The organism is Streptosporangium sp. CA-115845, from assembly GCF_050943795.1.
Classification (GTDB): Bacteria; Actinomycetota; Actinomycetes; order Streptosporangiales; family Streptosporangiaceae; genus Streptosporangium.
This window is the reverse complement of the sequence record NZ_CP191988.1, coordinates 5651188-5677453: the sequence shown is the minus strand read 5'-3', so window position 1 is coordinate 5677453 and position 26266 is coordinate 5651188. Positions and strand designations below refer to the sequence as shown.

Below are 26266 nucleotides of genomic sequence, written 5' to 3'. Positions count from 1 at the left end.
ACCGGAGGTGGGTGCACGGTGGACGATCGGATGGCGGAGAACGCCGAGAACAGGGCGGCGGGGCGGGAGCTGGCCCGGCGGCTGCCGTGGTGGACGGTCTGGTACGGCGAGTACACCGGTCGTTTCTGGGCCGTTCCCCGGGGCGGGGAGCTGTCAGCCGCGCCGCACATCGAGGCGGTGACCGCCGAGGAGTTGGAGGGCACGGCCCGTCACATCGAACGCGCCTTCACCGAATGGAAGGAGGGCTCCCACCCGAACGTCCCCGCAGGGGAGGCTCACCCACCGGATTCCCGCACCGGGCAGGCTCGCTCCTCGGACGCCCCCACCGGAAAGACTCCCCACCCGGATTCCCTCACCCGGAAGGCCCGTCCCTCGCGGGACGCGCAGAGCGGGCCGGATGAGCCGTACGATCCCCCGGCCGGAGACCCGGCATGGGGTCGTAGGCCCCGGAGGCCCCGATGACTGTGCAGAGGGCGTTGGAGAATCTCCGCCGCGAGCTGTTCACCCTCGGGGTGGCGACCGAGGACCGCGATGTGTTCTGGACGCAGTCCGGAGACCCGGCGCTCAGTCTCGCGCCGGGGCTGGTGGTCTGGACGGGCCCCGAGTGGTTCCGCTGGATCGGCGAGGAGCTCCGGTGGCGCTGCCACACCATCCACGACCCGGCGGGCGCGGCCCGGCAGATCCACCGGGCCTACAACCCGCCCCCGGAGAACCCCGCCGAGAACGGCGCGGCCCCGCTGTGAGTCTCCATCTAGGTGCCCTAGAGTCGCCGCATGCGAGGAAGGACGGGATTGGCGGTAGCTGGGGCTGCAGCCCTGGCCTGGGGTGAGTGGTTGAACTGGCGCTGGTCTCGAGCTCTCGTGGGGAACAGTGAGGGCGCATTCGAGGCCGTGGTCGTACTGGGCTACCGGAACCCCCAAACGACGGCGAACCTCATCAACCGCTGGCGAGTCCGTGCTGGAATTCGCTCCATCGCCGCTGACAGCGCGCGTGGCACTCGCGTGATCTTCAGCGGCGGTGTGACCAGCGGTGGCGCTGCGGAGGCCCAATTGATGGCTGACTACGCGAAGTCAGTGCTCGAATTCGACGGCACGGTTCTCCTCGAAGACCAAAGCGCGACGACATGGGAGAACATCACGAACGTGATCCCACTGCTTGAGGACGCCGATCGCATCAAGATCGTCTCCCAGCCGGCTCACGCGCTCAAGGCCCGCGCGTACTTGCGGCGGCAGCGCCCTGATCTGGCTGAGAGGCTCGTGCGCGCGGATGACTACCGCTCTGGCGAATGGATGGCTGTCAAACCGCTGCTGGCTCTGTATGGACTTTGGACACTCCGCGGCCTCAAGGCTGATGAACGGAAGATCTCGCTGTAGACGGCCGCTGTCGCGTCGGCGTCACAAACGGTGGTTCTTGAGCCGACGCCAGCAGATGATGCTGCACCCGAGAGCCCAGGGCCCCGGCGTTGAATTGTTATGTCCAATTCCGTCCTGTTGATCAGATGTTGTAGACGGCGAATGCGGCATCGTGGTCGAGAAGATCGCGGCGGGCGTGGGCGATGTTGGCCCACCTGCAGGTGGCCGGGATGGTCTTGACCTTGGACGCCCTGCACACCACCAAGACCACCGCCCGTCTGATCACTCAGCCGGGCGGCCACTACGTTCTCATCCTCAAGGGCGATCAACCGCTGGCACGCGCCGCCGCGCACGCGCTGTTGTCCGGGCCGGATGCCGACTGGACGCAAACCACTGCGGTCGATGACGATCACGGGCACGGCCGTACCGAACGCCGCACCATCCGCACCGCTTGCGGGCTTCGGGCGGCCCACTGCCAGATCGCCACGACGCTGTCGCCGCCGACGACCAGGGTCGCGCACGCGGCCAACGTCAAGATGGCCACCAGCGGATGGCGCAGACCGCAAGCAGACCGCCGATCGGGAACCGTCGCCAACCGGCGCATCAACGCCGATTCCACCACGACTCGAATTCGTCCGGTGTTTTTCCAGGCCAAGAGGGCCGAAGGTCGACCAGTACGCCAAGGAGGACCGTTTCCTCCCGGCGCCTCCCGGAAGCAGGTGTCAGCGTTTATCCAGCGAGTCCGTTCTCCGAAGCGGGGCGGGCTTGAGGAGCCGGCATGGGTATGCCGGGAGCGGTCACACCACTTCGAAGTCGGCCATCATCGCCATGTCCTCGTGTTCCAGGTTGTGGCAGTGCGTCATGTACCGGCCTCGGTGGCCCGTGAAGCGGACGAGCACCTCCACGACCTCGTACGGCCGCACGTCCACGGTGTCCTTCCAGCCCGCGTCGGTGGCGGCGGGCGGCCTGCCGTTTCGGGAGAGCACCTGGAAGTGGGCCAGGTGCACGTGCACCGGGTGGTGGAAGTCGCTGGTGAAGCGCCAGATCTCGGCCGTGCCGAGACGCGGGCGGGCCAGCGGGCTGCCCGGCCGGAAGGGCTGCCCGTTGATCGTCCAAAGGGCACCCGGCCCCCGCCTGGTGGCGCGGAAGTCGAACGTCCTGGTGGTCACCGCCGAGGACCGCTCGGCGGGCTCCGGCCGCGACAGCCGTTTCGGGATCGCGCTGTCGTCGAAGGCCCGGTGAGTGACCAGGAAGCGCAGCACGTTCCTGGTGGGGCCGCTCCCCAGGGTGTTGACCAGGGTCACCTCGCTGCCCACCGGGTAGTCGGAGAAGTCCACGACCAGGTCGAACCGTTCGGCGGGGGCGATGGTGACCGCGGCGTGCGTCACCGGCGCGGCCAGCAGCCCGGCGTCGCTGCCGACCTGTGTGAAGCGGCCGCCGGGAGACAGCTCCAGCCGGTAGCGGCGGGCGTTGGAGGCGTTGAGCAGGCGCAGCCGGTGGCGGGTGGCCGACACCTCCAGGATCGGCCACGGGGCGCCGTTGACCAGGATCACATCGCCTTCGACCCCCTCCATGTAGGCGTCCTCGACCCCCGGCGTGATCCGCAGGCTCGGGTCGAGCGACGGGTAGCGGAACGAGCCGTCCTCCTCGAAGGACCGGTCGCAGATCATCAACGGGAGGTCGCGCTCGCCCTTCGGCAGCGGCAGCGCGTCGTCCTCGTCGTCGCGGACGATCAGGAGTCCGGCCAGCCCTCGCCACACCTGCGGACCGGTGAAGTCCATCCGGTGGTCGTGGTACCAGAGCGTGGCGGCCCGCTGGTCCAGCGGGTAGACGTAGTCCCTGGCCCCGGAGTGGAACGTCCACGACGACAGGTCGTGCTGGGAGTGGCCTCCCGGCGGCGGCCCGAACCCCTGGCCCGCGGGCACCACGAGGTCGGTCGGGTAACCGTCGGAGTCGGGTGGGGTGACGCCGCCGTGCAGGTGGGTGGAGGTGGGCACCGGCAACTCGTTGCGCACCCTGACGGTGGTACGGTCGCCGCGGCGCAGGTCGAAGGTCGGCCCGGGGAAGGTTCCGTCGAACCCCCACACCTCGGTCGTGGTACCGGGGATGATCTCCACCCTGGCCGCGCGCTGGACCACCTCGTAGTGGCCCGGCCGTACCGGCAGGGCGAGTGCGGGAACGGGCAGCGGTACGGTGAACGGCCTGGGTAGCGGCAGCGCGCCGGCAAGGGCCTCGCCGCTGGTCTCGCCGGTCAGGCTCCCGCATCCGGCGACGGCGAGGCCCGCGCCGCCCAGCAGTCCGAGGAAGGCTCTGCGCGAGGTCATGCCGCGACCCTCCGCAGGCCCCGCCAGGTCCAGGCGCACAGCACCGCGGAGAGACCGAAGATCGTCATGCCGAGCGGGAAGTGCAGGGCGATGACCCGGTCCTGGCCCAGGGCGACCTGCGCCGTCTCCAGGGCCACGAGCCCGGCGCTCGCCCAGGCAGGCCAGAGTGGCCCCCGGCCGGGCCGCCACAGCCCGATCGCGGCACCGAGCTGGAGGTAGAGCAGGACGTGCGTGACGCCGGCGTTGTTCCGGTGCCAGGTGAGCATGTCCACGTCACCGGTGACGAACAGCCCGGCCAGCGCGGCCTGCCCGAGGACTCCGGCCAGGTGCGCGGTGGCGAACAGGCGCAGTGACCAGATGGTCCAGCCGGGGAAGGGGGGAGAGTCCATGCACGCCATGCTTCCGATCCGGCGCTTGACGATCGTCGCCCCGAAGACGGCGTTTCGCCGTACACCTCCGGAAGTACCCGGGGGCCGCGATACCACCGGGGAGGTACGCCGGACCTCCCCGGCCGGCGGGAGGATCGGCCAGGTCCGGTGGCCTAGCGTGGCGGGGTGAGGAACCACAGGACGGACGTGCTGATCGCGCTGGCCGCGCTGACCGGGATCGTCGCGGGCACCTACGGCGGGCTGTCCTGGTCAGGACCGTTCGAGCGGCCGCTGGACACCACGGGTCTGGCGCTGATCACGGTGTCGTCGCTGGCGCTGGCCTTCCGCCGGAGGACACCGGTGATCGTCGGGGTGGTCGCCGTCGTGTGCGGTGTCGCCTACTACGCGGGGCGGTATCCGGGTGTCTTCGCCGCCGCGCCCGCGTTGACGGCGATCTACACGGCGGCGACCCTCGGCCTCCGCAGGCAGGCCGTCTCGCTCGCCGTGGCGCTGGCCGTGGGCGTCTACGGCCTCATCGCGCTGTCCGACTCCGACCCCGGGCCCGGCGACGGGTTCAACCTGCTCAGCGGGTGGCTGGTGGCGATGGTGGTCATCGGAGAGGTCGTCAGGAACCGCCGCGCCTCCGTGCGGGAGGTCGAGCGGCGTGCGGCCGAGGCCGAGCGCACCCGTGAGGAGGCCGCGCTGCGCCGGGCGGGAGAGGAACGGCTGTGGATCGCCCAGGAACTGCACGACACGCTCACCCACAGCATCTCGGTGATCAACGTCCAGGTGGCGGTCGCCCTGGAGCTGCTGGATCGAAAGCCCGAACGGGCCCGCGAGGCGCTGGTCGCGATCAAGGACTCGGGGCACGAGGCGATGCGGGAACTGCGCGCCACGCTGGGGGTGCTGCGGCAGGCGGAGCCGGACGGTCCCGAGGCGGGGCTGGCCCGCCTGCCGAGGCTGGTGACCAGGGCCGAGGCGGCGGGGCTGCCGGTGAGGTCCACCACCGTGGGAGTGCCACGGGAGCTTCCCCCGGACGTCGACCGGGCGGCCTACCGCATCACGCAGGAGGCGTTCACCAACGTGCTGCGCCACGCCGGGCGCGCGTCGATCGCGCTGACGCTGGAATACCATCCCGCCATGATCGTGGTACGCGTCGAGGACGACGGTGAGTCCGGCACGGGCATCGTGGAGCACGGGATGGGCCTGATCGGGATGCGCGAGCGCGCGGTGGCCGTCGGCAGCTCGCTCACCGCCGGACCGCGCGACCGGCACGGGTTCGCCGTCCGCGCCGAGCTGCCGCTGGCCGGGCAGTCGTGATCCGGGTGCTGCTGGCCGACGACCAGGCGCTGATGCGCGCCGGTTTCCGGGCCCTGCTCGAACTCGCCGACGACATCGTCGTGATCGGCGAGGCGGGCAACGGGGTGGAGGCCGTCGAGCTGACCCGGCGGCTGCTGCCGGACGTCACGCTGCTGGACGTGCGGATGCCGCTGCTCGACGGGATACAGGCCACCCGCAGGATCGGCGAGGATCCCGAGCTCGACGGAGTCCGGGTGGTGATCCTCACCAACTACGCCCTCGACGAGTACGTCTTCGCCGCCCTGCGCGCGGGAGCCAGTGGATTCCTGCTCAAGGACATCGAGCCTGCCGAACTGCTGCAGTCGGTACGGGTGGCCGCCCGCGGCGACGCGCTGCTTTCGCCGTCCGTCACCCGGCGGCTGATCGAGGAGTACGTCTCCACGCCGCCGCGCCCGGTGGCCGGTCCGGGGCTGGAGCGACTGACCGAGCGGGAGCGCGAGGTCCTGTCGCTGGTGGCGGCCGGCATGTCCAATGAGGAGATCGCCACCCATCTGGTCATCAGCCACGCCACGGTCAAGACGCACGTCAGCAGGACGATGACCAAGCTCGGCGCCCGCGACCGCGCGCAACTCGTCGTCTTCGCCTACGAGTCGGGGCACGTCGTCCCGGGAACCGGTCGCTGAACCGCGCGCCCGCCGGGAGATCAGCCTCTCGGGTCGATGAGGCCGCGACGTGTGATGTCGTGAATCGCCGCGACCGGGGAGTTCCGTTCCGAGCCGTCCCGGGTGATGATCTGGTGGACGTCGGCACCCTCCGGAGCCTTCCGGATCGTCCAGCGGCACCGGTCCGGCTGGGCTGACCGGGGGACGAAGAACTCCCGGCGGGTGTCGAGAGCAAGACCGGGTAGGCATGTTCGAGGACTCTTGGAGAGACGTGGCAGACCAGTTGGCAACCCCCCTCACGGTGACGGACCAGCCGTGATCAGCGTCATCGGCGAGTCGGTCGTCGACATGGTCGCGGAGGACGACGGCCGAACCTACACCGCGCATCCGGGCGGCAGCCCGCTCAACGTCGCGGTCGGCCTGGCCCGCCTGGGCGATCCCACCGTGTTCGTCGCCCGCCTCTCGTCGGGGGTGCTGGGCCAGACGCTGCGCGCGCACGCCACGGCGAACGGGGTGGACCTGCGCTGGGCGGTCACGGCGAGCGAGCCGGCCACCCTCGCCATCGTCTCCGTCGACGAGGCGGGTCAGGCCGCCTATGACTTCCACGTCGAGGGCACCGCCGACTGGCAGTGGCGGGACGGCGAGCCGCACCTGCCGGCGGAGACCCAGGTGATCCACGCCGGGTCCGTGGCCGCCTGGCGGCCGCCCGGCGGTGACCGGATCGCCGACGCCGTCGCGCGGGCGAGAGCCGAAGGCCACGTACTGCTCAGCTACGACCCGAACATCCGGCCCGCCCTGCTCGGCGACCCTGCCTCCGCGCGCCCGCTCATCGAGCGGTACGCGGCCCTCGCCCACGTGGTCAAGGTGAGCGAGGAGGACCTGCGCTGGCTCTACCCGGAGCGGCAGGCGAGCGAGGTGGCCGAGGGATGGCTGGCCCTGGGCCCCGACCTGGTGGTGGTCACCTACGGTGGCGAGGGCTGCCTGGGGCTGACCCGAGGCGGCCACGCGCTCCGGCGACCGGCGATCCCGGTTCAGGTGGTGGACACCGTCGGTGCCGGAGACGCTTTCACCGCCGGCCTGCTCGACGGGCTGCTGCGGGGCGGTCGCGCCACCCCGGCCCTGATCGGCGAGTTGTCCGAGGTGGAACTGACCGGAGTCCTCGACCAGGCGGTCATGGTGGCGGGCCTCACCTGCCAGCGCGCGGGAGCGAACCCGCCCACCCGCGCCGAACTACGGGCCGCCCAGGACCTGGACCGTCGGTACCGACACACGGCAAAGCGGTCAGATCGGGACATCGGTGCTGGAGGTAGGTAGCGTGGGCGGTGGGGCCGATCGGTGGCCGTAAACAGGCCCGGCCGGACGCGGCTCGCCCCGGTCGCCATGAGGCTCCGAGCGCGGGACGCGCCCGCCGGATCCTCAACGGAGAGCCTTCTCCAGTTGCGCCTTGCTCATGGTCGAGCGGCCCTTGATGTTGCGGCGCTTGGCCTCCGCGTAAAGCTGATCCTTGGTGCGGCCGGCGGCTCCGGAGCGCGAGCGCGGTCCGCCGCGCCGGGACGAGGAGATGTCCTGGGTCGAGGTGCGGCTCGCGGTGCGGGACTCCCCGGCGCGGGCGCGTTCCTTGTCGACGGTCCGGGCCGCGATCTCCTCGGCCCGGCTCTCCTTCTCCCCGCGCCGTCGCGCGCTCTCCTTGATGTGCCTGTACTGCCGCTCACGCTTGGAACTGGAACCACGCGGCATGGCGATCACCTCTTCGCATCGTTCACTTCTGCCTTACCGCTCCGCTACCCGCGCCGTCCCGCCTGACACCGGCATCACCGCCGTCCCAGACCGACTCTTGACGATGACTGTGCCGTTGGCCGAGATACGAAGCCGGCTCGCCACGATGACAACGGAGGCACTTTCCCAGCGGAGCCACGAACCTCGCCGCCGACCGGAACGACTGGGGCCGGTCGGTCTACCCGGAGGGCTGAAGACCGCCAAAGCCTCCGTCCAGTTCATCGTCATCCGGCGGGCCCGGGGAGGTCGCGCCGCGCGCGGGCGATCGACTCGGGCCGCCAACCGGGCCTGGGCACCGAATCCAGTAGCAGCCGGGTGTAAGGGTGCCTGGGTTCGGTCAGCACCTGCTCCGTACGGCCACGTTCGACGATCTGCCCGTGTCGCATGACAATGAGGTGATCCGCGGCCTGGCTGACGACGCCCAGGTCGTGGGTGATGAACAGGTAGGCCGTTCCGGTCTGTTCACGCAGGTCGGCGAGTAGGTTGAGGATCTGGGCCTGGACGCAGACGTCAAGGGCGGCGACGGCCTCGTCGAGGATCAGGATCGAGGGTTCGACCGCGAGAGCGCGGGCGATGGCGACTCGCTGACGCTGCCCGCCCGACAACTGCCGGGGCAGCCCGGTGGCCTCCCGCTCGCCCAGCCCGACCTGGTCGAGGAGTTGCGCGATCCGCCGGGTGTGGTCGGTGCCGGGGAAGTGCAGCCTCAGTGTCTCGCGGAGCACCGCGCCGGGACTGATCCGCGGATCCAGCGACAGGAGCGGATCCTGGAAGACGATCTGAACCTCGCGGGCTCCGCGCAGCCGCTCCGCGCGTCCGCGTCGCCGTGGTGAACGGTCGCGACCACGCACGGTGACGCGCCCGGTGTCGGCTCGTTCCAGGCCGAGGACGATGCGGGCGGTGGTGGTCTTGCCGGAGCCGGACTCGCCGACGATGCCCAGCGAGCCGCCTTCGGCCAGCGTGAACGACACGTCACGCAGCGCGGGAACGCTCCCGTAGGTCTTGTACAGCCCGGCGACCTCAAGCAGCGGCTCAGCCACGTGTCTCACCTCCTTGGAGTGGCAGCAGTGCGCTGTGGTGGCAGGCGACGATCCGATCCGGGTCGTGTGCGGCCGGAACCGGGACGTCGGTGCCGCACACCGGTGTCGCGTGCGGGCAGCGCGCCGCGAACGCGCAGCCGCCCGGCTCTGTCAGCAGATCGGGCGGTTGCCCGGGGACGGAGGCCAGCCGGGTACGCGGCGCCTCCAGCCGGGGGGTGGAGGCCAGCAGCGCGGTGGTGTAGGGGTGGCGTGGGCCGCTGAACACCGCGCGGGCCGGTCCGCCCTCCGCGATCCGTCCCGCGTACATGACGTACACCCGGTCGGCGATGGCGGCCGCCAGTTCCAGGTCGTGGGTGACGAACAGCAGTCCGGTACCGTATCTCCGCCGCAGGGTGTCGAGCACGGCGATGATCTCGGCTTGGGTGGTGACGTCGAGGGCGGTGGTGGGCTCGTCGCAGAGCAGCAGCTTCGGGGCGCCCATCAGCGCGGCGGCGATCATGACGCGCTGCAGCATGCCGCCGGACAGTTCGTGTGGATACCGCCGCAACACGCGAAGATCCAGGCCCACCGCGTCCAGCAGCTCGTGGGCGCGGGCTCGCGACGCGGCACGGGGCTGTGACGAGGGGCGGGCTTCGTAGAGGAAGTCGTCGATCCGGCGGAGCGGGTTGGTGGCCGCCCGCGGGTCCTGGAAGATCATGGAGACGGTACGGCCGCGCAGTTCGCGCAGCCGGGACGGTGACATGGCGAGTACGTCCTCGTCCCCGACGCGTACCGCCCCCTCGGTGTGCGCGCCGGCCGGCAGTAGGCCGAGCGCGGTCCGCGAGGTCAGGCTCTTGCCGGATCCGGACTCGCCGACCAGCGCCACGATCTCGCCCGCGCCGACAGTCAGGTCGACGCCGTCCAGTACCGGTCGGCGCGTGGCCGGCAGCCACAGTCGCAGCCCCTTGATCCGCAGCACGTTCACACCCGCCTCCGGGACACCCGGTCGGCCCAGTGCTCGGCGACGACGTTGAAGGACACCACGGTGAGGACGATCGCCGCGCAGGGCGCGATGGCGGAAAGCGGGTAGCCCTGCAGCAGCGCGGTCTGGCCGTCGTTGATCATCGATCCCCAGTCCGGGGTCAGCGGCGGTACGCCCAGCCCCAGGTATGACAGAGCAGACAGGTCGAGCAGGGCGTAGCCGAAGTTGACCGACGACTGGGCGAGCACCACCGGGGTGATGTTGGGTATCAGGTGGCGAAGGCAGATCGTTAGGTTCGAGAAGCCCTGCACCCGGTAGGCGGCCAGATAGGGCCGTTGCCTCTCGGAGAGGGTGAGGTTGCGGGCCAGCCGACTGACGTAGGGCAGGTAGGCCAGTGACAGGGCGATCACCGGGGCGGTCAGGCCCGGACCGTGCAGCGCGACGAGCATGATCGCCACAAGTAGGGCGGGGAAGGCGAGCAGCAGCTCGCTGGTCCGCGACAGCAGGGCGTCCACCCAGCCGCCGAGCCAGCCCGCGGCGACGCCCACCGCGACCCCCGCGACGGTGGAGACGACGACCACCGCGATCGGTCCCAGTAGCGAGGTGCGCGCACCGAGGAGGAGCCGGGACAGGGTGTCACGGCCTGCGGCGTCGGCGCCGAGCGGATGCCCGGGGGACGGGCCGGTCAGGGCCGTGCCGAGGTCGGTGGCGTTGGGGTCGGCGTGCGCCAGCCAGGGCGCGACCAGCGCGATGCCGACCAGCAGCGTGGCGAAGGCGAGGCAGGTCAGATAGAGCGGGCCGCGGCCGGTACGCGGGCTGCCGAGGCTCGGCCGACGGATGAGCGGGGCCGCGGTCATCAGGCGCCGCTCCTGGCGCCGAGGCGGGCCCGCGGGTCCACCAGCGGGTGGCACAGGTCCACGATCAGGTTGGTCAGGGTGAACAGCGCGACCACCAGCAGGGCGATGGCCTGCACTACTGGGAAGTCCTTGACCTGCACCGAGCTTTCCAGCAGTGCGCCGAGTCCGCCGATGCCGAAGGCCGCCTCGACCAGCACTGTGCTGATGACCAGTCCGGAGAGGGTCAGACCGCTGACGGTGACGATGGGCCCGAGCGCGTTGCGCAGCACGTGCCGCCGGATGACCGCGCGTTCGGGCAGGCCCCGGCTACGCGCCACCGTGACGTGCTCAAGGCCGAACTGGTCGAGCATCGCGCTGCGGGTGACCCGGGCGAGCCAGCCGGTCCAGTAGAGGGCGAGCGCTATGGACGGCAGCGCCAGGTGGTAGATCATGCCGCCCAGGCCGCTGCCGCTGCCGATGGTGGGAAACCAGCCGAGCTGTACCGAGAAGACCCACAGCAGTCCGATGGCGGCGACGAATGACGGGGTGCCCAGCGCCACCGAGGTGCCGACCAGGACCGCGGAGTCGGCGACCCCGCCGCGCACCGCGGCCAGCCGGCCCAGTCCGATACCGAAGAACACCACCAGCACCGCCGCCATCGTGACGAGCAGCAGCGTGCTGGGCAAACGGGCCTCGATCAGACCCAGCACGGGGCTGCGGTACTGCATCGACCGGCCCAGGTCGCCGGTGACCACGCCGCCCGCCCACTTGACGTACTGCACGACGAACGGGTCATCCAGGTGGTACTGGACCCGGATCGCGGCGAGCGCCTCGGGGCCGGCCGCCCGGCCGCCGAGCAGGAAGGTCTCCGGACTGCCGGGGGCCAGGTAGAGCGCACCGAACACCAGGAACGACGCGGCCACCAGGCTCGACGCCGTTTCCAGCAGCCGCCGGACGAGGAACCTGACGATCATCCGGCCGCCCCCACGTCTGCCGCCCAGGGGTAGTACATGTAGGAGATGGAGGTCGGCGCGCCCGTGATCCGGGTACCGAGGAACAGCGAGGTCGGCCACTCGGCGACCGGGATCCACAGCACCTGGTCGGTCTCGGCCTTCTGCAGCCGCGCGGTCAGCGCGGCCCGCTTGGCCGGGTCGTACTCCGCGATGGCCTGGTCCACCAGCGAGTCGTAGGCGGGATCTGAGTAACCGGCATAGTTCTCGAAGGCTCCGGAACGGAAGATCGAGTAGCTTGCCAGCGGGTCCGTGATCGACAGGTAGTAGGTGCTGGGGAACAGGTCCACGGCCGCGCGCGCCTTCGGATCGGAGAACAGCGCGGTGTAGGCGTCCGGTGCGATGCTCTTGAGCTCGACGTCGAGGCCGATCTCGGTGCCGGCCGCCTGTACGGCGGTCGCCAGTAGTGACACATCGGAGCCGATCGGGCTGGTCGCGACGGTGATCTTCTTACCGGTGGCGCCCGCCTGCCGGATGAGCTCCTTGGCGCCGGCCAGGTCCCGCCTGACGGGTGGCAGTCCGGTGTAGGCGTCGTCCACGGCCGCCTTCGGCAGGCCCTGCCAGGCTTCGCGGGGGGCGGGGGCGGCTGCGGGGGAACCGACTCCCTGCAGCCCGGTCTTGATGAAGCCGTCCCGGTCCAGCGCCAGGGACAGGGCGCGGCGGACCCGGACGTCGCTCAGTGTCCCCTTGAGATTGGTGAAGGCCAGATTGATCGTGGTCAGGCTCTTGCCGAAGTGGAGCGTGCCCTTGCCGCCTGAGCTGAGGCTGGCATAGCTGTCGGGGCCGATGAGATATCCGCCGTCGATCTCACCGGTGAGCATGGCGTTGGTACGGGCGGCCGGGTCGGTGATGAACCGGAAGACGGCCTTACCCGATCTCGCCCTCCGTCCCCAGTAGCCGTCGAAGCGGTCAAGTTCGATCGACTCGCCCTTGCGCCAGACACCGAGCCGGTAGGGGCCGGTGCAGTCCACGCCGCCGTCGGGGTTGCCGTACTCCTTGCCCATGGCCTTGATCGTTCCCGGGTTGACGATGGTGCCGGCCGAGGTGGCCATCCACTGGTTGAACTGGGAGTCGGGCCGCTTGAGCCGGACGGTCACCTCCATCGGCCCGGTCTTGTCGATCGAGGCGACGCGTTCGAAGGACTTGGCCCAGTAGGACCCCAGGCCGGGATCCAGGTGGCGGCGCAGGCTGTGGACGGCGTCGTCGGCGGTCAGCTCCCCGCCGCCGTGAAACCTCACCCCCGGCCGGATCCGGTAGACGTACGTCCGGGGATTCGGCTGCTTCACCTCCGACGCCAGCCCGGGCTCCAGACCGAGCTGTGGGGTCCAGCGCATGAGGCTCTCGCAGACATTGGAGAGGATCATGTTCTGGGGGTAGTCGAACGCGTAGATGTAATCGAGCGTCGGCGGCTCGGCGTAGATCGACCACGAGAAGGAGTCGATGTCGCCCTTGGGCACGGGTGTCGACGCCGACAGGGTGTAGCCGGTGCCGCCGGCGTTGTCGCGGGTGGCGACCTCGCCGCAGGCGGTTCCCATGAGGGCGGCGACTGTGAGCGCGGCGGCCAGCGCGGCGGGCGGGGGTGAGATCTCCGGCATGGGGGGCTCCCTGGTTCGCGGATCAGCGGCGGGTGGTGGTCACGAAGGCGCCCCCGCTCGGTGACCAACCGGGCGGGTCAGGGCGCCGTACAGCTCCGGCCGCCGGGTGCGGATCAGTCCGAACTCCAGCCAGTCGCGCTGCTGGTCCAGGTCGAGGTCGGCGACCAGCACCGCGGGCCGGTCGCGCGGGGCACGCAGCATCACCCGGCCGTAGGGGTCGGAGATGAACGACGAGCCGTAGAAAGTGATCGGTCCCTCCGCGCCGACCCGGTTGGGCACCACCATGAACAGGGCGTTGGCCAGGCCGTTGGCGGAGATGGCGTGCTCCCACATCGGCCGGGTGTCGAACTGCGGCCACTCCGGCTCCGAGCCGATCGCGGTGGGGTGGACCAGCACCTGCGCGCCGTCCAGCGCGTACACCCGGGCCAGCTCGGGAAACCACTCGTCCCAGCAGGTGGGGAAGCCGAACCGGGCGCCGGCCACGGTGGTCACCGGGAACCCGGTGTCGCCGGGCCGGAAGCACAGATCCTCGTGGTAGCCGGGAAACCGGGGGATGTGCAGCTTGCGGGTGCGCGCGAGCAGCGCCCCGTCCGGACCGACACAGATCGCGGTGTTGTAGCCGAGCCCGCCGTCGAGGGCCTGTTCGTACAGCGAGGCGTGCACCGCGATGCCCAGTTCGACGGCCAGCTCGGTGGCCAGGCGGGTGGTCGGCCCATCCGGAAGGTCTTCCAGATACAGGCTGGCGCCCGCGGCCGCCTTCTCGTCGGTCGCGAAGTAGGGACTGCGGGTCAGCTCGGGCAGGCACACCAGCTCGGCGCCCTGGTCGGCGGCCAGCCGGACTCCGGCGCGCAGCGCCTCGTCATGCGCCCCCTCGTCGGCCTGCCAGCGCATCTGCACGAGGCCCACGCGCAGCATGGTCCCCGGGCCGGGCCGGGTACGGCCGGGAGAGCCGAGCGGCGATCCGAACGAGGTCAGCAGGGCGTAGTCCGTCTGGCTCACCGCGCACCGTCCTTGGCCGGGATCTGCTGGGTGATGCAGTGCACCCCGCCGCCGCCGTAGGCGACGGTCCTGGCCACCACCCCGATCACCTTCCGGTCGGGGAAGGCCCCGGCGATGACGGCCAGTGCCTCCTCGTCGGCCGGTACCCCGGCGACCGGGACGATCACGCCGCCGTTGGCCACGTAGAAGTTCAGGTAGCCGACCTCGACCTGGGCCCCGGCGACCTCGACGAACGCGCTCTGCGGAAGTTCGGTCAGCTCGAACCGCCGTCCGGCCGCGTCGGTGGAGGCGTCCAGCACCGCCCTGTTCGCGCGCATCCGCGCGTAGTCGGGGTGTTCGGGATCGTCCGGCACCTGGATCAGCACCTTTCCCGGGGCGGTGAACGCGGCGACACCGTCCACGTGGCCGTCGGTCTCCCGGTCCTCCAGCCCGCCGTACGGCAACCAGATCACCTTGGTGACGCCCAGCCTGGCTCTGAGTTCGGCCTCGATGTCCGCGCGGGACAGGTCAGGGTTCCGGTTCGGGTGCAGCAGGCACTGCTCGGTGGTGATCAGCGTGCCCTCGCCGTCGACGGTGATCGCGCCGCCTTCCAGGATCATCCGGGAATCGACGCGGTCCACGCCGAGCCGCTCCAGCAGCACCGCGCTGATCTTGTCGTCCTGATCCCACGGGTGGTGTTTGCCGCCCCAGGAGTTGAACCGGAAATCCACCCCGGCGCGGGCGCCGTCGGAGCCGAGCACGAAGATCGGCCCCGAGTCACGCAGCCACGAGTCGTCGATCGGCAACTCGATCACCTCGACGGTGTCGCCGCACTGCTCGCGGGCCTGAGCGCCCTGGCCGGGCAGCGCCACCATCGTTACCGGCTCGAACCCGGCGATGGCCCGGGCCACCGCCGCGTACTCGGCCCGCGCCGCGGCGAGCGCGCCCCCCCACAGGTCGGCCCGGGTCGGCCAGGCCATCAGACATCCGTCATGTGCGGCCCATTCGGCCGGCATCCGCATCATCGCTCTCCTAGCTGAAAAATCAGTCAGTTGTTGGGTTGCTATAGTGGCGACTGACTGAAGTTTTAGTCAAGAATCGAATGTAACTTCTACAACGTGAGGCGCCATGTCCGATCGTCAGCGACTGATCCTGGAAGCGGCCGTCCGCGTCATCGCCCAGAGCGGCGTGCGTGGTCTGCGGGTGGAGAAGCTGGCCGCCGAGGCCGGGGTGTCGACCGCGCTGATCTACTACCACTTCGAGGACCGGGCCGGGCTGATGCGCCGGACCCTGGGCTTCGTCAACGAGCGGGCCGACCGGTACACCGAGGAGGCGCGGGCGATCGGGGAGGATCCGCGCGCGCAGCTGGAGCTGCTCCTGCTGCTGGAACTGCAGGACACCCCGGTGGTCCGGGAGAACAGCGCCGCGTGGGGCGAGCTGCGGGCCAGCGCCGTGTTCGACCGGGATCTGCGCGAGCCACTGAGATCGTCCACCCGTGAGTGGGCCGACGAGCTCGCAGACATGATCCGGCAGGCGCAGGCGGCGGGCCTCGCCGCAGCCGAGGCCGAGCCGACGGACGCCGCCGAGCGCCTCACCGCCCTGGTCGAAGGGCTGAGCGAACGCTGGCTCAGCGACTCGATATCCCTGGAGCGCGCCCGCGAACTGCTGAAGGGCGCCGTCGCCGCCGAGTTGGGCAGGCGATGATCTTTTATCCGGCTCGCAGAGGGAGGGTTGACGCCCGCTTGACAAGCCGGGTGGGCAGGGCCTTCGTGATGGGGGCTTCGGGGCTTTCCCCCAGGAGGCCGGCGAGGAGGTCCGCGCCGTACCGGCCCATCAGACGGGGGTTCAGGTCGATCGCGGTGATGGGCGGCATGCACGAGCGCAGTGAGGAGTGATCTACACAGGAGGCGATGAGGATGTCGTCCGGCGCCCTCCTGCCGTGTCGTTCGGCTGCCTGGAGGGCGCTGAGAGCCCCGCCCTCCGGGGCGCTGACGATGGCGTCGACCTCCGGATGGCGGCTCAGCAACTCGTCGGCCGCCTCGAACCGGGGTCCCGCCGTCGCGACGAAGGGGGTCCGGCCGATGAGCGGTGCCTGTCGGCGGGCCGCGCACCAGTCCAGGTACGCGGTGTGCACGTCGCTGCCCCAGGCGGTGTCGTCGCTCAGACCGAGCAGGCCGATCGTGGTGGCGCCGTTGTCGGTGAGGTGCCGGAGAAGCTCCTGGACCGCGCCGCGGTTGTCGGCCGTCACGGTGCCGGAGAAGCGGGTGGCGGAGCCGAGATCGCGCTCGCAGCTCACGATGGGAAGGCCGAGGTCGGCCAGCTTGTCCAGCACCGGGTCGCCGAGCATGGGATCGACCACGATCAGGCCGTCGACGTGGGCCGAGGCGATCTGCCGGCCGTCCCAGCGGGGGGACACCAGGGCCAGGGCGAGATCGTGGGCGAAGGCCGCGTCGGTGGCGCCCAGCGCGACGTTCATGTAGTACTCCAGACCGGCTGCCCGGTCGGGGAAGTACAGGCCGATGGTCCCGGTGCGGCCCTGCCGGAGCCGGCGGGCACGCGGGTTGGCCTGGTAGTCGAGCGAGGCGGCCACGGCCGCGACGCGTTCCCGGGTGGCGGCCGGCAGGCGGCCCTTGCCGCTGAGCGCGTCCGACACCGTGGTAACCGAAACGGAGGCTGCCGCCGCCACGTCACGGATCGTTACTCGCTTCGGCGGGCCCATGCCCTGAATCTACCTCTCCGAGGTAGTGACCTGCTCGTTTCCACATCCGCAGAAACGTTTCTGTAGAAACTATTGCAGAAACGTTTCTGCAGGCACACACTGTGGCGTCAACACCACAAAAAACCTCGTCCCGGTCTGGGGCGGTGGCGAGGCCCCTGTTCCCAAGGAGGCTGCATGTCGAAGGCGACCACGGAATCACCTGGTCTTTTACCTGATGAGGGCGTGCCGGGAAGACACCGCAGGACCATCGAGCGGCATTCGATCGACTGGGTCCCGCTCTCCGAACGCCATGGTCGGGTATCCAGCGTCGGCGCCATCTGGTTCGTGGGTAGTCTCAACCTCACCGGCTTCGCCACCGGTGTGGTCACGCTGTCCATGGGGGCCTCGCTCGTGTGGACCGTGGTGGCCACGGTCCTCGGCTCCCTGTTCGGCACGTTCTTCATGGCGTTCCACTCGGCGCAGGGACCGCAGCTCGGCCTGCCGCAACTGGTGCAGTCCAGGCCGCAGTTCGGCTATGTCGGGGCGGCGCTGACCGTGTGGGTGTTCGCCCTGGTGAACTACATCGGCTACAACACCTCCGACGCGCTGCTGTCCGGGGATGCGATGAACGCCCTGTTCGCCATCCCGTCCTGGCTCGGGTACGTGTTTTCCGCCGCAGTCGCCACCGTGATCGCGCTGCTGGGCTATGACTGGATCCATGCGGTGAACAAGTGGCTGACCTGGCCGTTCGTCGCCGTCATGGTGGTCCTCACGGGGGCTGCCCTGTTCGGCGGGGGGCTTCCCGCCGACGCCTGGACGCCGGGCCCGTTCGAGTTGAGCAGTTTCATGCTGGTGTTCGTCTTCGTCAGCGGTTTCCAGCTGGGCTGGGCGCCGTACGTGTCCGACTACTCGCGATACCTGCGTCCCGACATCCCGGCGCGCAGCACCTTCTGGTGGACCTACCTGCCGAGCGCGATCTCCGGGCTGTGGGTGTTCGTCCTGGGGGCGGTGGTCTCCGCGGCCGCGCCGCCGGGGGCCACGCCGGTGGCCGCGCTGAAGCAGGCGGCCGACCGCCTGTTCGAGGGGTTCGGCGCCGTCGCGATCTCCGTTCTGCTGGTCGGCCTGCTGTCGATCATGGCGATCAACCAGTACGGCGGCAGCCTCACGATGATCTCCATCGTGGACTCCTTCCGGCCGATCAAGCCGACTCGGACGATCCGGGCCGTGACGATCGGCATCATGCTCGTCCTGGTCGGCTCGATCGCCACCTTCGTGGGCATCGACCAGTTCAACTGGTTCTACGCGAACGTGGTGGTCTTCCTGACGTACCTGTTCATCCCGTGGACCGCGATCAACCTGGTGGACTACTTCTTCGTCCGCCGCGGCCAGTACGTCGTCAAGGAGATCTTCAACCCGCACGGCATCTACGGGCGCTGGGGATGGCGCGGCAACCTGGCCTACCTGATCGGCCTGGCCGCGATGGCGCCCTTCATGGTCATCGTCGGCCTCTACACCGGACCCATCGCTGAGAGCCTCGGCGGCGTCGACTACTCCCTGTTCGTCGGGCTTCCCGTGGCGGGCGGCTGCTACCTGCTCTTCGCCCGCGGCCTGGACCTGGCCGGAGAACGCCGGATGGTCCAGGAAGAGGGCCTGCTCACACGACTTCACTGACCACCTTCACACCCCCCATGAAAGGAATGCTCCATGAACGACCAGTACGAGAACGACAGGCCCGGCATCACCCGCAGGTCGATGCTGGCCCGCACCGGACTGGCCGCGGCCGGCCTGGCGGCGGCGCAGGTGCTCGGTGACGCCTCGCCGGCGCTGGCCGCGACCTGGTGGGTGCCCGGAGAGGAGAGGTCGCACAAGCGCAGCTGGATGGCCTGGCCGTCGAGTTCCACGATCTGGGACAACCTGCTGGCCGGGATCCAGTCGGACATCGCCAAACTCGCCAAGGAGATCGCCAAGTACGAGCCGGTGATCATGTGCGCGAACGGCGCGACGGCCGCGTCGAAGGCCAGGACGATGTGCGGGCCCACCGTCACGGTGATCAGTTCGGTTCCCGTCTCCGACTGCTGGATCCGCGACACGGGCCCGCTGTTCCGCGTCAACGGGTCAGGCGGCCGCGACACGTTCGGCCTGAACTTCAACGCCTGGGGGGAGAACGCCACGAGCTTCTACGGCATCCCCGCCTCCGCGTACAACAACGATCGGCAGTTGGCGCAGAGACTCGCCGCCTACGAGGCACTGCCGTTCGCGAAGTCCAGTGTGGTCGGCGAGGGCGGCGGCATCGAGTACGACGGCGACGGCACGCTGATGGCCACCGAGAGTTGCTGGGTGAATGCCAACCGCAACCCCGGCAAGTCCCGGAGCCAGATCGAGGCGGAGCTGCTGTCCCGGTTCGGCGCGACGAAGATGATCTGGCTGCCCGGGGTCAGGGGATGGGACGTCACCGACGGCCACATCGACGGCACCTGCCGGTACATCAAGCCGGGTGTCGTGATGGTGCAGTTGGCGGGGGCGACACGGCCCGATGTCTGGAGCCAGAACGCGCAGGCGATGTATAACGTCCTGGTGAACGCGACCGACGCCAAGGGGCGCAGGCTGCAGGTTCTCACCATCGAGGGACCCGACTCCCTGCCCCGGATCCCGAACGGCCAGCAGCAGGACTTCCTCAGTTCCTACATGAACTGGACCGTGACCAACCAGGCGGTGATCACGGTCCAGTTCGGCGACACCGCGAAGGACGCGGCGGCCAAGACGAAGATCGCGGCGGCCTTCGGCAAGCCCGTCGTCCAGCTCAACCTCGACAAGCTCTACGGCAACGGAGGTGGTGGCGCGCACTGCGTCACGATGCAGGAGCCCAACCCCTGACCAGGCCGTGAGATTCCCCGGGGGGACGATCGTCCCCCCGGGGAATCTCGCTGATCCGTGCGGTGAGCGGTTCCCCAGGCGGACCAAGGCGGCCGGGCCCGTGAAATGCCACGTCCGTGTCGCGCGCGAGGCCTGAGCGAGCAGCATCCGCAGCACGAGAACGACGAGCGCGACCCCCGGGACTGCCGCGACAGCCCCGCACACAGCGCTCCAGAGTCCGTCTTCAAAGATCATCCGGATGACAGGCCGTCATGAACTCACCGATCAACGGTCCCATGAAGACCGACGCCGGGCGGCGGGCATGGAGACGGCCGTCAACTCGGACTGTCGGTGGGAAGTCATAGGGTGGGGCGGTTCGCTGGGTTTTCCTATGGAGGGAGCGGTGTCGGTGAGTGACGGGCTGACGTTGATGGCGGTTCATGCTCATCCCGATGACGAGGTGCTCGGGACAGGCGGGATCCTCGCCAGATACGCGGATGAGGGCGTCCGCACCGTCCTGGTCACCTGCACGAACGGTGAGCAGGGTGACGCGCCCGGTGGGGCGAAGCCGGGGGAGCCCGGCCATGACGAGGCGGCGGTGAGCGCGCTGCGGCTGGAGGAGCTCCGCGCCTCGGCGGCCCATCTCGGGATCTCCCACCTGGAGTTGCTCGGTTATCGGGACTCGGGCATGGTCGGCTGGGCCGGGAACGAGGCCGAGGACGCCTTCGCCAACGTGCCGTTCGAGCAGGCCGTGGGCCGGCTCGTCGCGCTGATGGAGCGCTACCGCCCGCAGGTCGTCGTCACCTACGACGAGAACGGCGGCTACGGCCACCCCGACCACATCCAGGCACACCGGATCGCGGTCGCCGCGACCGAGGCCAGCGGGATTCCCGGCAAGCTCTACTACACGGCGGTGCCCCGCGAGCGGATCGCCGAGATGTTCGCCTATCTCCGCTCGACCGGTGCCGCCCCCGAGGATCTGGAGCTTCCCGACGACTTCGGCGTCCCCGAGGAGCAGATCACCGCCGTGGTCGACGTGGCGGACCAGGTGGAACGGAAGCGCAAGGCGCTGGAGGCGCACGCGAGCCAGGGCGAGAACATCTTCCTGCTGCGCATGCCCGCCGAGGCCCAGCACCGGGCGTTCGCGCAGGAGTCCTTCATCCGCCACCTCAACCGGGTCCCGGCCGCAGCCGACCGTGAGGACGATCTCTTCGACGGCCTCCGTTAGCGCGCCGGCCGGAAACGTGCACCCGGTCGAGTGACCCTCGATCGACAGTCGCTCCGGCCAAGATTCGGGGTCTTCGCCGGCCACGCTCCGGTACCGAAGTCGAGAAAATCCTGGTTCGCCACTGCCTATCACCTTTACGATCTTTTCGCTGGTAGGCAACCGTGGAAACCCAGGGGAGCAAACGGTTATGCGGGATCGACGGCTCCTCGTGCTGGCCGCCTCGGCGGTCGCGATCGTCGCCTTCGGCGTGTACGGGGTGATGGCGGCACCGGGGGCCGTGGTGGCCTCGCCGTCGCCGCGGTCCACGCCCACCGAGGAGCCGCGGTCCGACCCGAAGCTGACCCTGTCCGATCCGGCACCGGTCACACCGACCCCGCAGGACGGTCCCGCACAGGCCGGGGCGAGATACCTCACCGCCTGGCAGGCCGGTGATCTCGCCGCCATGGCGGACCTGGTCACCGACCCCCCGGCCGACTTCGCCGACCGGCACCGCAGGTTCGACGCCGACCTGCGGGCCTCGTTGTCCTCCCTCGCCCCCGGCGAGCTGCACCGCGAAAGCGAGTCGGCCGAGTTGTCCTTCACCGGGGTGAGGGAGGTCGCGGGGCTGGGCCGCTGGCCGTTCACCTCGGTCCTGCGCCTGGTGATGCGGGCGGACACCTGGAAGGTGCTCTGGAGTCCGGAGACGATGCACCCGGCGCTCAAGGACGGCGGGCGCCTGGTGCTGAAGGAGACGGAGGTCCGGCGCCCGGCCACGCTGACCCGCGAGGGGGTGCCGTTCCCCCGCGACAGCAGGGCGGGCGACTACTTCACCGGGCTGGGCGACACGGTCCTTGATGTGAAGCTGGAGGAGGAGAGCTCCGGCCGGGTGTTGCTGGCCTCCCCGCCCCGGCCGCCCTCGGGGAGGAAGACCACGATCTCACAGCCCGTTCAGGCCGCCGCCGCCCGTGCCCTGGACGGCGTCGAGCAGCCCGCCGCGATCGTTGCGGTGGACATCAAGACGGGCCAGGTGCGCGCGGTGGCGGACGGGCTGGGCGTCAGGGAAGCGTTCAACGGCCTCTACCCGCCCGGCTCGACATTTAAGGTGGTGACCGCGGCCGCGCTGCTGCGCAACGGCATGACTCCGGAGTCGCAGGTGGCCTGCCCGGCGGGCTACACGATTCCGAACGGCCGGAGTTTCACCGACTCCGACGGTGTCGACCACGGCACCGTGAGCCTCACCACGGCCTTCGCGCTCTCCTGCAACACCACCTTCGCCCAGCAGGCGTACGAGCGGCTGCGCGACGACCGGCTGCGTGCCGAGGCGGCGGACCGGTTCGGGTTCCGGGAGAAGCCGGGGCTGAGCTACTGCCGGATCCAGTCCTACGAGGGCCCGGACCAGCTGGGTTCCGACGCCATCGGCCAGAACTCGGTGCAGGCCAGCCCGCTCTGCATGGCCGAGGTCGCCGCCGCGGTCGCGAGCGGCGTGTGGAGACCCGCGATCACGACCGCCGAGCCCCCCGCGGACTCGCCGCAGCCGGTGCCGCTGGACGATGAGGTGGCCTCGGGCCTGCGGACGATGATGGGCGCCGTGGTCAGCCGGGGGACGGCCGCCGGGGCGGGCCTCCCGCCGGGCACCGCGGGCAAGACCGGTACCGCCGAGGTCGAGAACGGAGGGGACCACGCCTGGTTCATCGGCTACCGGGGCTCCCTGGCCTTCGCGGTGTTCGTCCGGCACGGCGGAGCCGGGGGTACGATCGCGGCGCCGATCGCCGCGAGGTTCCTGAACGCCCTTTGACGTTCCTCCTCCCGTACCGGGAGCGGATCGTCCCGGTGTCAGGGGCGGGAAACCCCGCCGTCAGCCGGTCACGGGCGGAGAACGGGCTAACGTACAGGGCGTGTATGTGAAGATCTGCGGGCTGCGTGAGCCCGGACATGTGACGGCCGCCGTCGAGGCGGGCGCCGACGCCATCGGATTCGTTCTCACCAGGAGCTCGCGGCGGGTCACCCCGGCGCGGGCGCGCGAGCTGGCCTTGGCGGTCCCCCCGCACGTGCTGACCGTGGCGGTGTTCGCCGGCGAGCCCACCGCGGAGGTCAGGGCGGCCACCATGGAGTCCGGGGTACGCGCCGTCCAGCTGCACGGTGACCACCCGCACGCGGACTTCACCGCGCTGAAGGACCTCGGCGTCACGCTGGTCCGCGCCGGGGCCGCGAGCACCGACCTGCGCTGCGGCGCCCTCGACGAGGACCTGCTCATCGTGGACGCGCCCAGGCCGGGCTCGGGGGAGCCGTGGGACTGGGCGGCCGTGCGCGGGCGCCCGGAGGGCCGCTGGCTGCTGGCCGGGGGCCTGACCCCGTCGAACGTGGCCGAGGCCATCACCGCGGCCCGACCCTGGGGGGTCGACGTGTCGAGCGGCGTGGAGGTCGCGCCGGGGGTGAAGGACTCGGGGCTCATCAGGGATTTCATCACCGCCGCCCGCGCGGGGTAGAGCCGCCGTCATTCTTGTTGGTCGTTTAGGTTGTCCGTTATGACGACTTATGGAGACATGTCCACGCGTGCCACTCTTGAGGAGTTGCTCCGCAGGATCGGGGAGGGCGACCCGGAGGCAGTGGCCGCGCTGTACGCGGAGGAGGTCGACTGGCAACTGGACTGGCCCGCCGACGAGCACGGCGGGGCGATCCCGTGGATCCGGTACAGGTCCGTGCGCGCCGAGGTCGCCGAGCATTTCCGGGAGATCGCGGCCGGCCATGTGCCGGAACTGGCCTCGGTGGAGGTCACGAAGATCCTGGTCGACGGGGCGGACGCGGTGGTCATGGGCACGATCGTGAACACGGCGAGGTCCACGGGCAAGGGCTACCGGGCGCGTTTCGCGCTGCACGTCACCGTGGAGAACGGGCTGGTCACCCGGCACCACGTCTACGAGGACAGCCTCTCGGTCGCCCGGGCCTTCGCGGACTAGGTCGAGTCACGTGGATCTATGACGCTATCCAGTACCTGCCCTGGGTGATCGAGAACCTCACGGCACCCAAGGTCGAAACCGCCCTCGACCGCGTTGTGAACTCACTGACGGCCATGGTCGTGGGCGGCGCACTCGTCAACCGCCCGTCCGACGCGGCGGGCGAGTGTCCCGTGGGGGACACAATCCAGATGCATCCCCGCTGATCTTTGATCGCGTTCGAGGAGACGCGCACGGGCGAGAAAATGGGATGCCGGTGGTCGGAGGCGCTTGCTACCGTCGGCATCATGCCCAGTCCGGAACCCCGGAGCAACCTGTCGGTCACCTGGCATCGCCTCACCGAGCAGGACTTCCCGCTGCTGCGCGAGTGGCTGCAGCAGCCGCACGTGGCCCGCTGGTGGCATCACGAGACCTCTCCTGAGGCGGTGGCCCGCGACTTCGGCCCCGCCGCCAGGGGAGAGGAGCCGTCCGAAGACCTGCTGGTCCTTCTCGACGGACGACCGCTCGGCCTGGTCCAGCGGTCGAGGTACGCAGACTACCCCGAGTACATCGCCGAGCTGGCAGCCATCGTCGCCGTCCCCGAGGGGGCGATGAGCATCGACTACCTGATCGGCGATCCGGCGCAGGTCGGGCGCGGCCTCGGGACGCTGATGATCCGGACGGTCATCGAGCGGACCTGGGTGGAGCTCCCGGCCGCCTCCTGCGTCCTGGTCCCGGTGTCGGCGGCCAACCGCGCGTCCTGGCGGGCGCTGGAGAAGGCCGGGCTGCGCCGGGTGGCCGAGGGTGAGCTGGAACCGGACAACCCGATCGACGACCGCGACCACTACGTCTACCGGATCGACCGGTAGACCCCGGACGCGGGCGACCCGCAGCCGTTCCAGTTCCCGCTGTCCGGAGCCGGCATGGATCCGTGCCTTCGATGAGGAAGGTAGCACTGGAGCGCATTCCCGTATCGGGGTGTTCGGCCACGGTGGACATCCGGTTGCCCGGTACAGCACCTCTGGCTGGAATCGAACCAGCGACCTCCTGCTCCGCAAGCAGGCGCGCTCTCCACTGCACCACAGAGGCCTGGTAGCGGGTGCGGGAATCGAACCCGCCCGCAGCGGCTTATGAAACCGCCGAGCACACCAGCGCCCTCACCCGCCCAGAAAAAAGCCGTCCTGGACCACGTGGTCCGGGACGGCTCGCGTCGTGACAGTAGATGTCACTCGCGAGCCTCCCGGGGCATGCGCATACGGCGACGAGCGCGCATGACGCGACGGCTCCGACCGTGATGACGGCGCATGACCTCTCCTCGTGAAGCTCGACTGCTCTGAGTGAAGGATGCCGGGTTTCGGGAATCGTCCGCAACGTGTTTTATCCGCACGATCCGGTTATCGGTCGTTACCAGAGTGATCGCTCATGTTGATGAGCTGCCGCCCGGAGGCCGGGCGGGACAGCCGTGGCCATCCGTGCAGCTCGATGCCTACCGGAAGTTATGCGCGCGCCTGTGCGAGGAGTTTCGCCTCCCGGCTTCGGTGGTGAAGGGCCACAAGGAGGTCAACACCGCCAAGCCCGACCCGCACTCGATCAACATGAACACCTTCCGGGCCGAGGTCGCCCGGCTGATCGCAGGAGACGACATGCCGACCGCGAAAGAGATCGCCGACGCCGTGTTCGAGCAGTTCACGCACACCGTCCCCGCGGATGTGTGGGCCGCCCGGGAGATGATCCTCGACCCGGGCCAGAAGGTCGACCCCCGGACCGCGTTCCGGCAGATCTGGGCGTACACCAAGGACGGCTACGCCCGGGACCGGGAGATCCTCGCCCGGCTCGACGCGCAGAACGCCACCATCCGCGAGCTCGCCGGCGCGCTCGCCCAGCGAGACGGCGAGATCGACGTGGAGGCTCTCGTTCGCCGGATCGAGGTGGCCATCTCCGGGATCACGGTCCGGCTCGACGTCAATGACCACGCCTGATCAGAGACCACGTTCGTTCGAAGGGAAAAGCGGATGAAGGACGACACGAAGCGGGCGATGCGCACGGTCCTGCAGACTGGCGTCGGGATCGCTGCGGCACTACCGATGATCGTGACCGCGTCCGGGATCCCGGAGGCGCTGCCGTGGGTCGCGGGGGCACTCGCGGTCGCTGGCGGGGCGGCCCGGGTGATGGCGCTCCCGGTCGTGCAGGTGCTGCTGCCGTCGTGGCTGCGGACGGGCACACCCCAGCGGTAGCCTGATCTTCCTGGTGAGAGCTTCGGGGGATCTCAAAGCCCAGGGAACGCCCGCCTCTGCTACCCCCACGGGCGTGGGGAGGACCCGTACGCGCCCACCAACGACAGGCCGCGGATCGGCTCACCCCCACGGGCGTGGGGAAG

Annotated in this window: 29 protein-coding genes, 2 tRNA genes and 1 pseudogene; 17 read left to right on the top strand and 15 right to left on the bottom strand. The window is 70.1% G+C overall.

The window, feature by feature from the left end; translation table 11 throughout:
• Positions 1-18 precede the first annotated feature (18 nt).
• The 3 genes from ACQP0P_RS27855 (at position 19) to ACQP0P_RS27845 (ending at position 1373) form a co-directional block, all read left to right on the top strand.
• The gene (locus tag ACQP0P_RS27855) at positions 19-462 is read left to right on the top strand and encodes a hypothetical protein (RefSeq protein WP_433359596.1); all 444 of its coding nucleotides are present in this window, start codon (positions 19-21) and stop codon (positions 460-462) included.
• Entirely contained in the window at positions 459-743 is a 285-nt protein-coding gene (locus ACQP0P_RS27850) for a hypothetical protein (protein ID WP_433359593.1), read from the top strand. Before ACQP0P_RS27855 ends, ACQP0P_RS27850 begins: the two co-directional genes overlap by 4 nt.
• A 117-nt stretch (positions 744-860) precedes the next feature.
• Positions 861-1373 (top strand): YdcF family protein, encoded by a 513-nt coding sequence (locus ACQP0P_RS27845; protein ID WP_433359590.1) that lies wholly within the window; start codon positions 861-863, stop codon positions 1371-1373.
• A 121-nt stretch (positions 1374-1494) separates the two neighbouring features.
• Here the strand turns inward: ACQP0P_RS27845 and ACQP0P_RS27840 are convergent, their stop codons facing one another.
• The 4 genes from ACQP0P_RS27840 to ACQP0P_RS27825 form a co-directional block, all read right to left on the bottom strand.
• Positions 1495-1638, bottom strand: coding sequence for a hypothetical protein (locus ACQP0P_RS27840; RefSeq protein WP_433359588.1), 144 nt, complete (start codon positions 1636-1638; stop codon positions 1495-1497).
• Positions 1639-1761: 123 nt separating this feature from the next.
• On the bottom strand, positions 1762-1896 hold the full coding sequence (locus tag ACQP0P_RS27835) for a hypothetical protein (RefSeq protein WP_433359586.1): 135 nt from the start codon (positions 1894-1896) through the stop codon (positions 1762-1764).
• A gap of 253 nt (positions 1897-2149) precedes the next feature.
• On the bottom strand, positions 2150-3676 hold the full coding sequence (locus ACQP0P_RS27830; RefSeq protein ID WP_433359584.1) for a multicopper oxidase family protein: 1527 nt from the start codon (positions 3674-3676) through the stop codon (positions 2150-2152).
• Complete coding sequence (locus ACQP0P_RS27825; RefSeq protein WP_433359581.1) at positions 3673-4065, bottom strand: hypothetical protein; 393 nt, start codon at positions 4063-4065, stop codon at positions 3673-3675. The genes ACQP0P_RS27830 and ACQP0P_RS27825 overlap by 4 nt, the downstream gene beginning before the upstream one ends.
• A gap of 165 nt (positions 4066-4230) precedes the next feature.
• Here ACQP0P_RS27825 and ACQP0P_RS27820 point away from each other — a divergent pair, with 165 nt between their 5' ends.
• The 3 genes from ACQP0P_RS27820 to ACQP0P_RS27810 all read left to right on the top strand — a co-directional run bounded on the left by ACQP0P_RS27820 (position 4231) and on the right by ACQP0P_RS27810 (position 7319).
• Positions 4231-5364, top strand: coding sequence for a sensor histidine kinase (locus ACQP0P_RS27820; RefSeq protein WP_433359578.1), 1134 nt, complete (start codon positions 4231-4233; stop codon positions 5362-5364).
• Positions 5361-6026 (top strand): response regulator, encoded by a 666-nt coding sequence (locus ACQP0P_RS27815; RefSeq protein ID WP_433359575.1) that lies wholly within the window; start codon positions 5361-5363, stop codon positions 6024-6026. Before ACQP0P_RS27820 ends, ACQP0P_RS27815 begins: the two co-directional genes overlap by 4 nt.
• A gap of 294 nt (positions 6027-6320) precedes the next feature.
• Complete coding sequence (locus tag ACQP0P_RS27810; RefSeq protein WP_433359572.1) at positions 6321-7319, top strand: carbohydrate kinase family protein; 999 nt, start codon at positions 6321-6323, stop codon at positions 7317-7319.
• A 102-nt stretch (positions 7320-7421) separates the two neighbouring features.
• Here ACQP0P_RS27810 and ACQP0P_RS27805 read toward each other — a convergent pair whose 3' ends face one another.
• The 8 genes from ACQP0P_RS27805 to ACQP0P_RS27770 all read right to left on the bottom strand — a co-directional run bounded on the left by ACQP0P_RS27805 (position 7422) and on the right by ACQP0P_RS27770 (position 15178).
• A complete protein-coding gene (locus ACQP0P_RS27805) occupies positions 7422-7742 on the bottom strand; it encodes a hypothetical protein (protein ID WP_433359569.1) in 321 nt (106 codons plus the stop codon).
• A gap of 263 nt (positions 7743-8005) precedes the next feature.
• Positions 8006-8818 (bottom strand): ABC transporter ATP-binding protein, encoded by an 813-nt coding sequence (locus ACQP0P_RS27800; RefSeq protein WP_433359566.1) that lies wholly within the window; start codon positions 8816-8818, stop codon positions 8006-8008.
• Positions 8811-9782 carry an ABC transporter ATP-binding protein gene (locus ACQP0P_RS27795; RefSeq protein ID WP_433359563.1) on the bottom strand — a complete coding sequence of 324 codons (972 nt, stop codon included), beginning with the start codon at positions 9780-9782 and terminating at the stop codon, positions 8811-8813. The genes ACQP0P_RS27800 and ACQP0P_RS27795 overlap by 8 nt, the downstream gene beginning before the upstream one ends.
• Positions 9779-10636 (bottom strand): ABC transporter permease, encoded by an 858-nt coding sequence (locus ACQP0P_RS27790; protein ID WP_433359560.1) that lies wholly within the window; start codon positions 10634-10636, stop codon positions 9779-9781. The genes ACQP0P_RS27795 and ACQP0P_RS27790 overlap by 4 nt, the downstream gene beginning before the upstream one ends.
• The gene (locus ACQP0P_RS27785) at positions 10636-11589 is read right to left on the bottom strand and encodes an ABC transporter permease (protein WP_433359557.1); all 954 of its coding nucleotides are present in this window, start codon (positions 11587-11589) and stop codon (positions 10636-10638) included. Before ACQP0P_RS27785 ends, ACQP0P_RS27790 begins: the two co-directional genes overlap by 1 nt.
• Positions 11586-13220 (bottom strand): ABC transporter substrate-binding protein, encoded by a 1635-nt coding sequence (locus tag ACQP0P_RS27780; RefSeq protein ID WP_433359554.1) that lies wholly within the window; start codon positions 13218-13220, stop codon positions 11586-11588. The genes ACQP0P_RS27785 and ACQP0P_RS27780 overlap by 4 nt, the downstream gene beginning before the upstream one ends.
• Before the next feature lie 39 nt (positions 13221-13259).
• Positions 13260-14219 carry a nitrilase-related carbon-nitrogen hydrolase gene (locus ACQP0P_RS27775; protein WP_433359551.1) on the bottom strand — a complete coding sequence of 320 codons (960 nt, stop codon included), beginning with the start codon at positions 14217-14219 and terminating at the stop codon, positions 13260-13262.
• On the bottom strand, positions 14216-15178 hold the full coding sequence (locus tag ACQP0P_RS27770; RefSeq protein WP_433359548.1) for an agmatine deiminase family protein: 963 nt from the start codon (positions 15176-15178) through the stop codon (positions 14216-14218). Before ACQP0P_RS27770 ends, ACQP0P_RS27775 begins: the two co-directional genes overlap by 4 nt.
• A 148-nt stretch (positions 15179-15326) precedes the next feature.
• Here ACQP0P_RS27770 and ACQP0P_RS27765 point away from each other — a divergent pair, with 148 nt between their 5' ends.
• Positions 15327-15902, top strand: a complete 576-nt coding sequence (locus tag ACQP0P_RS27765; RefSeq protein WP_433359545.1) for a TetR/AcrR family transcriptional regulator — start codon at positions 15327-15329, stop codon at positions 15900-15902.
• Positions 15903-15906: 4 nt separating this feature from the next.
• Here the strand turns inward: ACQP0P_RS27765 and ACQP0P_RS27760 are convergent, their stop codons facing one another.
• Positions 15907-16851, bottom strand: a complete 945-nt coding sequence (locus ACQP0P_RS27760; protein WP_433359542.1) for a LacI family DNA-binding transcriptional regulator — start codon at positions 16849-16851, stop codon at positions 15907-15909.
• Positions 16852-17139: 288 nt separating this feature from the next.
• On the opposite strand from ACQP0P_RS27760, the gene ACQP0P_RS27755 reads away from it, so the two are divergent.
• From ACQP0P_RS27755 to ACQP0P_RS27725, 7 genes are all read left to right on the top strand, one after another.
• A complete protein-coding gene (locus ACQP0P_RS27755) occupies positions 17140-18567 on the top strand; it encodes a purine-cytosine permease family protein (RefSeq protein ID WP_433359539.1) in 1428 nt (475 codons plus the stop codon).
• Between the two features lie 33 nt (positions 18568-18600).
• A complete protein-coding gene (locus tag ACQP0P_RS27750) occupies positions 18601-19770 on the top strand; it encodes an agmatine deiminase family protein (protein ID WP_433359536.1) in 1170 nt (389 codons plus the stop codon).
• Between the two features lie 388 nt (positions 19771-20158).
• Entirely contained in the window at positions 20159-20977 is an 819-nt protein-coding gene (locus tag ACQP0P_RS27745) for a PIG-L family deacetylase (RefSeq protein WP_433359533.1), read from the top strand.
• A gap of 187 nt (positions 20978-21164) precedes the next feature.
• Positions 21165-22751, top strand: coding sequence for a penicillin-binding transpeptidase domain-containing protein (locus ACQP0P_RS27740; RefSeq protein WP_433359530.1), 1587 nt, complete (start codon positions 21165-21167; stop codon positions 22749-22751).
• A gap of 100 nt (positions 22752-22851) precedes the next feature.
• A complete protein-coding gene (locus ACQP0P_RS27735) occupies positions 22852-23442 on the top strand; it encodes a phosphoribosylanthranilate isomerase (RefSeq protein ID WP_433359527.1) in 591 nt (196 codons plus the stop codon).
• A gap of 57 nt (positions 23443-23499) precedes the next feature.
• A complete protein-coding gene (locus tag ACQP0P_RS27730; RefSeq protein ID WP_433359524.1) occupies positions 23500-23913 on the top strand; it encodes a nuclear transport factor 2 family protein in 414 nt (137 codons plus the stop codon).
• A gap of 284 nt (positions 23914-24197) precedes the next feature.
• A complete protein-coding gene (locus tag ACQP0P_RS27725) occupies positions 24198-24758 on the top strand; it encodes a GNAT family N-acetyltransferase (RefSeq protein WP_433359521.1) in 561 nt (186 codons plus the stop codon).
• Between the two features lie 147 nt (positions 24759-24905).
• Here the strand turns inward: ACQP0P_RS27725 and ACQP0P_RS27720 are convergent.
• Positions 24906-24978 (bottom strand) — tRNA-Arg (locus tag ACQP0P_RS27720).
• 1 nt (position 24979) lies between these two features.
• Positions 24980-25055: transfer RNA gene (locus ACQP0P_RS27715), tRNA-Met, on the bottom strand.
• Positions 25056-25226: 171 nt separating this feature from the next.
• On the opposite strand from ACQP0P_RS27715, the pseudogene ACQP0P_RS27710 reads away from it, so the two are divergent.
• From ACQP0P_RS27710 to ACQP0P_RS27700, 3 genes and pseudogenes are all read left to right on the top strand, one after another.
• Positions 25227-25415: pseudogene (locus ACQP0P_RS27710) on the top strand (hypothetical protein); the annotation flags it as partial.
• A 15-nt stretch (positions 25416-25430) separates the two neighbouring features.
• Entirely contained in the window at positions 25431-25868 is a 438-nt protein-coding gene (locus ACQP0P_RS27705) for a hypothetical protein (protein WP_433382488.1), read from the top strand.
• A gap of 33 nt (positions 25869-25901) precedes the next feature.
• The gene (locus ACQP0P_RS27700) at positions 25902-26123 is read left to right on the top strand and encodes a hypothetical protein (RefSeq protein ID WP_433359518.1); all 222 of its coding nucleotides are present in this window, start codon (positions 25902-25904) and stop codon (positions 26121-26123) included.
• Positions 26124-26266: the final 143 nt, after the last annotated feature.

What these genes read in the sequence shown, in the direction of transcription:
- ACQP0P_RS27830 (WP_433359584.1), bottom strand. Translation starts at nt 3,676, where the DNA reads ATGACCTCGCGCAGAGCCTTCCTCGGACTGCTGGGCGGCGCGGGCCTC.
- ACQP0P_RS27700 (WP_433359518.1), top strand. Translation starts at nt 25,902, where the DNA reads ATGAAGGACGACACGAAGCGGGCGATGCGCACGGTCCTGCAGACTGGC.
- ACQP0P_RS27770 (WP_433359548.1), bottom strand. Translation starts at nt 15,178, where the DNA reads ATGGCCTGGCCGACCCGGGCCGACCTGTGGGGGGGCGCGCTCGCCGCG.
- ACQP0P_RS27825 (WP_433359581.1), bottom strand. Translation starts at nt 4,065, where the DNA reads ATGGACTCTCCCCCCTTCCCCGGCTGGACCATCTGGTCACTGCGCCTG.
- ACQP0P_RS27740 (WP_433359530.1), top strand. Translation starts at nt 21,165, where the DNA reads ATGCGGGATCGACGGCTCCTCGTGCTGGCCGCCTCGGCGGTCGCGATC.
- ACQP0P_RS27790 (WP_433359560.1), bottom strand. Translation starts at nt 10,636, where the DNA reads ATGACCGCGGCCCCGCTCATCCGTCGGCCGAGCCTCGGCAGCCCGCGT.
- ACQP0P_RS27765 (WP_433359545.1), top strand. Translation starts at nt 15,327, where the DNA reads ATGTCCGATCGTCAGCGACTGATCCTGGAAGCGGCCGTCCGCGTCATC.
- ACQP0P_RS27730 (WP_433359524.1), top strand. Translation starts at nt 23,500, where the DNA reads ATGTCCACGCGTGCCACTCTTGAGGAGTTGCTCCGCAGGATCGGGGAG.
- ACQP0P_RS27725 (WP_433359521.1), top strand. Translation starts at nt 24,198, where the DNA reads ATGCCCAGTCCGGAACCCCGGAGCAACCTGTCGGTCACCTGGCATCGC.
- ACQP0P_RS27805 (WP_433359569.1), bottom strand. Translation starts at nt 7,742, where the DNA reads ATGCCGCGTGGTTCCAGTTCCAAGCGTGAGCGGCAGTACAGGCACATC.
- ACQP0P_RS27780 (WP_433359554.1), bottom strand. Translation starts at nt 13,220, where the DNA reads ATGCCGGAGATCTCACCCCCGCCCGCCGCGCTGGCCGCCGCGCTCACA.
- ACQP0P_RS27750 (WP_433359536.1), top strand. Translation starts at nt 18,601, where the DNA reads ATGAACGACCAGTACGAGAACGACAGGCCCGGCATCACCCGCAGGTCG.
- ACQP0P_RS27850 (WP_433359593.1), top strand. Translation starts at nt 459, where the DNA reads ATGACTGTGCAGAGGGCGTTGGAGAATCTCCGCCGCGAGCTGTTCACC.
- ACQP0P_RS27785 (WP_433359557.1), bottom strand. Translation starts at nt 11,589, where the DNA reads ATGATCGTCAGGTTCCTCGTCCGGCGGCTGCTGGAAACGGCGTCGAGC.